Source organism: Rhizobacter sp. P3_B12 (genome assembly GCF_056402895.1).
This window is the reverse complement of record NZ_JBFUGN010000215.1, coordinates 1-7675: the sequence shown is the minus strand read 5'-3', so window position 1 is coordinate 7675 and position 7675 is coordinate 1. Positions and strand designations below refer to the sequence as shown.

Sequence of the window (7675 nt, the reverse complement as noted above, 5' to 3'; positions counted from 1 at the left end):
GTGCTGAACGAGACCTTGCCGCAGGCGCTCGCGCTGCTGCCGGCGCAGGCGCGCCCGCGCGTCACGCACCAGACCGGCGCCGCGCAGCTCGACCTGGTGCTCGYCGCCTACGCGACGGCCGGGATCGATGCCGAGGTGCTGCCCTTCATCGACGACATGGCGGCGCGGCTGGCGGCCTGCGACGTGATCGTCTGCCGCGCCGGTGCGGTGACGGTCAGCGAGCTGTGCGCCGCTGGCGTCGCGAGCGTGCTGGTGCCGCTGGTCGTCAGCACCACCAGCCACCAGCGCGACAACGCCGAGTGGCTCGCGCAGCACGGTGCCGGCCTGCACCTGCCGCAATCCGAACTGAACCCGCAGCGCCTGGCCGACCTGTTGAAGGGCCTGACGCGCGAGGCACTGAACACGATGGCGACGAAGGCGCGAGCCCTCGCCCGACCCCACGCCGCTGCGCGCGTGGCGAATGAACTCGAAAGGCTGGTGGCATGAAGCACGCCGTCAAGCACATCCACTTTGTTGGCGTCGGTGGGGCGGGCATGAGCGGCATCGCCGAGATCCTGCACAACCTCGGCTACACCGTCTCCGGCTCCGACCAGAGTGACAGCGCCACCTCGCAACGCCTGGCGTCGCTGGGCATCCGCGTGTTCGTCGGGCACGACGCCTCGAACATCGCCGGCGCCGAGGCGGTTGTCACCTCGACCGCGGTGAAGGGCGACAACCCCGAGGTGATCGCCGCACGCAGCCGGCGCGTGCCGGTGGTGCCGCGCGCGGTGATGCTGGCCGAGCTGATGCGCCTGAAGCAGGGCATCGCGATCGCCGGTACGCACGGCAAGACGACCACCACCTCGCTGGTCACCAGCGTGCTGGCCGAGGCCGGCGTCGACCCGACCTTCGTGATCGGCGGCAAGCTGAACGCGGCCGGCGCGAACTCGCGGCTCGGCTCGGGCGACTACATCGTCGTCGAGGCCGACGAGTCGGACGCCTCGTTCCTGAACCTGCTGCCGGTGCTGTCGGTCGTCACCAACATCGACGCCGACCACATGGACACCTACGGGCACGACTTCGCGAAGCTGAAGTCGGCCTTCGTCGAGTTCCTGCACCGCATGCCGTTCTACGGCGCGGCCATCCTGTGCGGCGACGATCCGGGCGTGCGCTCGATCATCCCGATGGTGTCGCGCCCGGTCGTCACCTACGGGCTCGGCGCCGACGTGCAGGTGCGCGCGGTCGACGTGCAGGCGCTGCCGGGCGGGCAGATGCGCTTCACGGTGCAGCGCCGCAACGGCGTCGTGCTGCCGGACCTCGCGATCACGCTGAACCTGCCGGGCGAGCACAACGTGCTGAACGCGCTCGCGGCGGTGGCCGTGGCCACCGAGCTGGAGCTGCCGGATGCGCCGCTCGTCAAGGCGCTGGCCGAGTTCCGCGGCGTCGGCCGGCGCTTCCAGCGCTACGGCGACCCGGCGGCGCGCAGCGCCAACGGCGGCGGCAACTTCACGCTGATCGACGACTACGGCCACCACCCGGTCGAGATGGCCGCGGTGATCGCGGCGGCGCGCGGCGCTTTCCCCGGCCGTCGCCTGGTGATTGCGTTCCAGCCGCACCGCTACACCCGCACGCGCGATTGCTTCGAGGATTTCGTCAAGGTGATGGGCAGCGCCGATGCGGTGCTGCTGGCCGAGGTGTATGCCGCCGGCGAGGCGCCGATCGTCGCCGCCGACGGCCGCTCGCTGGCGCGCGCGCTGCGGGTCGCTGGCAAGGTCGATCCGATCTTCGTCGACGACATCGCGCAGATGCCCGAGGCGATCGCCGCGCAGGCCCGCGACGGCGATGTCGTGATCGCGATGGGCGCCGGCTCGATCGGCGCCGTGCCGGGCCAGGTGCTCGAACTGTTGAAGGAGGGCGTGTGATGTCCAGCCCGTTGAACCCGAAGACTCCCATCGATCCGAAGTCGCTCGGCAAGGTTGCCGTGCTGATGGGCGGCAGCTCTGCCGAGCGCGAGATCTCGCTGCTGTCCGGCGGCGGCGTGCTGGCCGCGCTGCAATCGCAAGGCATCGATGCACATGCCTTCGACCCGGCCGATCGCGAACTCGCCGAACTGAAGCACGAAGGCTTCGCGCGCTGCTTCATCGCGCTGCACGGCCGCCATGGCGAAGACGGCACGGTGCAGGGCGCGCTCGAACTGCTGGGCGTGCCGTACACCGGCTCCGGCGTGATGGCCTCGGCGATCGCGATGGACAAGGTGATGACCAAGCGCATCTGGCTGGCCGACGGCCTGCCGACGCCGCGCTACGTGTGGCTCGCGCCCGACCGCCAGGACCGCGCCCAGGTGCAGGCGGTGCCCGACGAGCTCGGGCTGCCGCTGATCGTGAAGCCGCCGCGCGAGGGCTCGTCGATCGGCGTCAGCAAGGTGCAGGGCTACTCCGACATGGCCGATGCGGTCGCGCTCTCGGCCAGGTACGACCCCGACGTGCTGTGCGAGGAGTTCATCGACGGTGCCGAGGTGACGTGCCCGGTGCTCGGCCGCGGCGCCGGCGCGCGGGCGCTGCCGGTGATCCGCATCGCCGCGCCCGAGGGCGCCTACGACTACCAGAACAAGTACTTCACCGACGTCGTGCAGTACCACGTGCCGAGCGGGCTCGATGCCGCGCTGGAGGCCGAGATYCAGCGCATCGTCGTGCAGGCCTACCGCACGCTCGGCTGCCGCGGCTGGGGTCGGGCCGACCTGATGATCCGCAAGCGCGACAACCAGCCCTTCCTGCTCGAGATGAACACCTCGCCGGGCATGACCTCGCATTCGCTGGTGCCGATGTCGGCCAAGGCCGCGGGCATCAGCTACGAGCAGCTGTGCGCCTACCTGCTGTCGCTGGCCACGCTCGACACCGCGAAGGCCTGACCGCACCCCAACCGCATGCGCCACACCGCCGCACTCCACCGCACACCGGCCGCCGAGCTGCCGGTGGACGTGCGCCTGCTCAACGCCAGCGCGTCGGCGCTTTTCGTGCTGGCCGCGGCGATCTTCATGGCGCTGCTGATGCTGTGGCTGTCGCGCCAGCCGGTGTTCGCGATCCGTGCGATCCGCGTCGAGGGCGACCTGGCGCGCAACAGCGTGTCGACGATCCGCGCCAATGCGTTGCCGCAGCTGGCCGGCAACTTCTTCACCTTCGACCTCGGGCGCGGCCAGCGCGCGTTCGAATCGGTGCCGTGGGTGCGCCACGCGATCGTGCGCCGCGTGTGGCCGAACCGGATCGCGGTGTCGCTGCAGGAGCACCGCGCCGCGGCGCTGTGGTCGCAGGACGACGGCGACAAGCTGGTCAACACCGAGGGCGAGGTGTTCGAGGCCAACCTCGGCGACGTGGAAGACGACCGGCTGCCGACGCTGGCCGGCCCGGACGGCAGCTCGGGCCAGGTGCTCGCGATGTACCGCCGGCTCGCGCCGCTGTTCGCGCGGCAGGAGCTCGAGATGGACGCGTTGTCGCTGAGCGGGCGCGGCTCGTGGCGTGCGGAGTTCGACAGCGGCGCCGAGGTCGAACTGGGCCGCGGCACCGATCAGGAGATGCAGGCGCGCGTCGAGCGATTCCTCGGCACGCTGCCGCAGGTGATCGCGCGCTACCAGCGGCCGCTGGTCTACGCCGACCTGCGCCACAACGAAGGCTATGCGGTGCGGCTCAAGGGCATCACCACGACGCTGGAGGCTGCGGCCCCCGGCAGACGGAAATGAGAGGGTGACACGGAACATGGCCAAGGAATACAAGGACCTGGTGGTCGGCCTCGACATCGGCACCGCGAAGGTGATGGCGGTGGTGGCCGAGGTGCTGCCCGACGGCGAGCTGCGCGTCRCCGGGCTCGGCATCGCCTCGGCCCACGGCCTGAAGCGCGGCGTGGTGGTCAACATCGACGCGACGGTGCAGAGCATCCAGCAGGCGCTGAAGGAGGCCGAGATGATGGCCGACTGCAAGATCACGCGCGTCTACACCGGCATCACCGGCAGCCACATCCGCGGCCAGAACTCCACCGGCATGGTGATCGTGCGCGACAAGGAGGTGACGCCGGTCGACGTGGCGCGCGTGGTGGAGAMCGCGAAGGCGATCAACATCCCGAACGACCAGCGGTTGCTGCTGGTCGAGCCGCAGGAGTTCGTGATCGACGGCCACGAGGTCAAGGAGCCGATCGGCATGAGCGGCGGCCGCCTCGAGGTGAAGGTGCACATCGTGACCGGCGCGCAGAGCGCGGCCGAGAACATCGTGAAGTGCGTGCGGCGCTGCGGGCTGGAGGTGGACCAGCTGGTGCTGAACCCGAGCGCGTCCAGCCATGCGGTGCTGACCGAGGACGAGAAGGACCTGGGCGTGGCGCTGGTCGACATCGGCGCCGGCACCACGGATGTGGCGATCTTCACCGACGGCGCGATCCGCCACACCGCGGTGATCCCGATCGCCGGCGACCTGATCACCAGCGACATCGCGATGGCGCTGCGCACGCCGACCAAGGATGCCGAGGAGATCAAGGTCGAGTACGGCGTCGCCAAGCAGCTGCTGGCCGACCCGAGCGAGAACCTGGAGGTGCCGGGCCTGGGCGACCGGCCGCCGCGCATGCTGAGCCGCCAGGCGCTGGCCGGCGTGATCGAGCCGCGCGTCGAAGAGATCTTCTCGCTGGTGCACCAGGTGATCCGCGAGAGCGGCTACGAGGAGCTGCTGTCCAGCGGCATCGTGCTGACCGGCGGCGCGGCGGTGATGCCGGGCATGGTCGAGCTCGGCGAGGACATCTTCCTGAAGCCGGTGAGGAAGGGCATTCCCACGTACCACGGCTCGCTGCACGACATGGTGGCGAACCCCCGCTCGGCCACCGTGATGGGCCTGCTCGAGGAGGCACGGCTCGGCCGTGCGCGCGGCATCAAGGCCGCGCAGCAGGCCGGCTCGGTGAAGACGCTTTTCGGTCGCGCCAAGGACTGGTTCCTCGGCAACTTCTGACACACCACGGAGACAACGCATGAAGACAAGCACTCACGCATGCCTCGGCCTCGCGCTCGGTGGCAGCAGGCATCCCCCATGAAGAACAACAACACACCAGACGAGGACTCATCAGAGTCCCACCCCAGAACGGCAACTGCAACAAGGATTGGAGAACACCATGGCCATTGAAATGATCGAAGACTTCGACCTGGGCACGCAGATCAAGGTGATCGGCGTCGGCGGCGGCGGCGGCAACGCGGTCGACCACATGATCTCGCGCGGCGTGCAAGGCGTGGAATTCGTCTGCGCGAACACCGACGCGCAGGCGCTGAACCGCTCGACGGCGCACCACCTGATCCAGCTCGGCAGCACCGGGCTCGGCGCCGGCGCGAAGCCGGAGGCCGGCCGCGCCGCGGCGGAAGAAGCGGTCGACCGCATCCGCGACTCGATCAAGGGCGCGAACATGCTCTTCATCACCGCCGGCATGGGCGGCGGCACCGGCACCGGCGCCGCGCCGGTGATCGCGCGCATCGCGAAGGAGATGGGCATCCTGACGGTCGGCGTGGTCACCAAGCCGTTCGACTTCGAAGGCAACCGCCGGATGAAGGCGGCCGACGCGGGCCTGGCCGAGCTGGAAGCCAACGTCGATTCGCTGATCGTGATCCTGAACGACAAGCTGCTCGACGTGCTCGGCGACGACGTGACGCAGGACGAGGCCTTCGCGCATGCCAACGACGTGCTGAAGAACGCCGTCGGCGGCATCAGCGACATCATCCACATCCCGGGCCTCGTCAACGTCGACTTCGAGGACGTGAAGACGGTGATGAGCGAGCCGGGCAAGGCGATGATGGGCACGGCCACGGCCAGCGGCCCGGACCGCGCGCACAAGGCGGCCGATGCGGCGGTGGCCTGCCCGCTGCTGGAGGGCATCGACCTGTCCGGCGCGCGCGGCGTGCTGGTGCTGATCGCTGCCGGCAAGGGCAGCTTCAAGCTGAGCGAGAGCCGCAACGCGATGAACACCATCCGCCGCTACGCCGCGGACGATGCACACGTGATCTACGGCACCGCCTACGACGAGAGCCTGGGCGACCAGCTGCGCGTCACGGTGATCGCCACCGGCCTGAGCCCGGCCAAGCGCGTCGCCGCGCCGATCAGCGTGGTCCACACGCAGGTCGCGCAGCGCACCGGCACCGACAACATCCCGGTGCTGACGCAGCCGGTCAACCCGCCGGGCGGCGGCGCGCACGACTACAGCAGCCTGAGCGTGCCGAGCGTCTGGCGCAACGGCCGCACGGCCGCGGCGAAGGTGGATGCGCTGGCGAGCAACGGGATGGATGAAATTGAAATCCCTGCGTTCCTGCGCAAGCAAGCCGATTGAGGTTGGTGCTCGCTATCAAGGCGTTAGGGCGATCCAAGCGTGCTTGGGTCGCCCACTGAATAGAATCCGCGGATGCTTGCCCAACGCACCCTCAAGTCCCTGACGCGCGCCGTCGGCGTCGGCGTGCACGGCGGCCAGCGCGTCGAGCTGACGTTGCGGCCGGCGCCGCCCGACACCGGCATCGTGTTCCGCCGGATCGACCTGCCGACGCCGGTCGACATCCCGGTGGCGGTGCTGTCGATCTCCGAGGCGCGCATGGCGACCACGCTGTCGCTGAACGGCGACCCGGGCGCGCCGAAGGTCAACACCATCGAGCACCTGCTGTCGGCCTGCGCCGGGCTCGGCATCGACAACCTGCGCGTCGACATCACGGCCGAAGAGGTGCCGATCCTCGACGGCTCGGCTGCATCGTTCGTGTTCCTGCTGCAGTCGGCCGGCATCGAGCTGCAGGATGCGCCGAAGCGCTTCATGCGCATCCTGAAGCCGGTCGAGGTGCGCGAGGGCGAGGGGCCGAAACTGAAGTGGGTGCGGCTCGAGCCGTACAGCGGCTACCGGCTCACGTTCGAAATCGACTTCGACCACCCGGCGGTCAACCAGACCGGCCAGCGCGTGGTGTTCGACATGGGCTCGGGCCACTACAAGCGCGACATCGCGCGCGCCCGCACCTTCGGCTTCACGAAGGATGTCGAGATGATGCGTTCGCGCGGGCTGGGCCTGGGCGGCAGCATGGACAACGTGATCGTCGTCGACGACTACCGCGTGCTGAACTCCGACGGGTTGCGCTACGACGACGAGTTCGTCAAGCACAAGATCCTCGACGCGATCGGCGACATGCAGGTGGCCGGCCATCCGCTGATCGGCGCGTACACCGCGTACAAGTCGGGCCATGCGCTGAACAACAAGCTGCTGCGCGCGGTGCTGGCCGATGCGTCGAGCTACGAGATCGYCAGCTTCGAGGACGAACGCGAAGCGCCGGCGGGTCTTGCTGCGTTGGCTCCGGCGTGGTGACACCCTTCAACCTCAACTCCCCGCACCCCTGATGGCCATCTTCAGCTGGATCATGCTCGGCCTTGCGGCGCTGCTGCTGCTGGGCAGCGGCATCGCGTGGGGCATGTTCCTCGCGATGGACGACAAGCACTGGCAGAAGCTCGGCATCAAGGTGTTCCGCATCGCGATGGTGGTGGTGCTGTTCTACGTCAACGCGATGGTCTATCTGCACATCGTGCGGGTCTTCCGTGGGGAGCCGCCGGTGGTCGAGGTGCCGTTGCCGAGTGACGACTAGACGCTGCTCCTGCTTCCGCTGGGCGCGGCGCGGCGGGTGGCCGGAGGGGCTGGGGGCTCGGCTGGGGCGGTCGGC

General features: G+C 69.4%; 8 protein-coding genes. All 8 read left to right on the top strand.

Annotated features, from left to right (window positions below):
* On the top strand, positions 1-486 hold a 486-nt coding region (locus AC1D01_RS13850), incomplete at its 5' end, for a UDP-N-acetylglucosamine--N-acetylmuramyl-(pentapeptide) pyrophosphoryl-undecaprenol N-acetylglucosamine transferase (protein WP_477867093.1).
* Positions 483-1901, top strand: coding sequence for a UDP-N-acetylmuramate--L-alanine ligase (murC, locus tag AC1D01_RS13845; RefSeq protein WP_477867091.1), 1419 nt, complete (start codon positions 483-485; stop codon positions 1899-1901). The genes AC1D01_RS13850 and murC, both read left to right, overlap by 4 nt.
* Positions 1901-2887, top strand: coding sequence for a D-alanine--D-alanine ligase (locus AC1D01_RS13840; RefSeq protein ID WP_477867089.1), 987 nt, complete (start codon positions 1901-1903; stop codon positions 2885-2887). Before murC ends, AC1D01_RS13840 begins: the two co-directional genes overlap by 1 nt.
* Before the next feature lie 15 nt (positions 2888-2902).
* A complete protein-coding gene (locus AC1D01_RS13835) occupies positions 2903-3712 on the top strand; it encodes a cell division protein FtsQ/DivIB (protein WP_477867087.1) in 810 nt (269 codons plus the stop codon).
* 16 nt (positions 3713-3728) lie between these two features.
* Positions 3729-4958, top strand: a complete 1230-nt coding sequence (gene ftsA, locus AC1D01_RS13830) for a cell division protein FtsA (RefSeq protein ID WP_477867095.1) — start codon at positions 3729-3731, stop codon at positions 4956-4958.
* 160 nt (positions 4959-5118) lie between these two features.
* Entirely contained in the window at positions 5119-6318 is a 1200-nt protein-coding gene (gene ftsZ, locus AC1D01_RS13825; RefSeq protein ID WP_047505983.1) for a cell division protein FtsZ, read from the top strand.
* Positions 6319-6390: 72 nt separating this feature from the next.
* Positions 6391-7326: a UDP-3-O-acyl-N-acetylglucosamine deacetylase gene (lpxC, locus tag AC1D01_RS13820; protein ID WP_477867085.1), complete on the top strand. Its 936-nt coding sequence runs from the start codon at positions 6391-6393 to the stop codon at positions 7324-7326.
* Positions 7327-7357: 31 nt separating this feature from the next.
* Positions 7358-7600, top strand: coding sequence for a hypothetical protein (locus tag AC1D01_RS13815; RefSeq protein WP_477867083.1), 243 nt, complete (start codon positions 7358-7360; stop codon positions 7598-7600).
* The last annotated feature ends 75 nt before the right edge of the window (positions 7601-7675 follow it).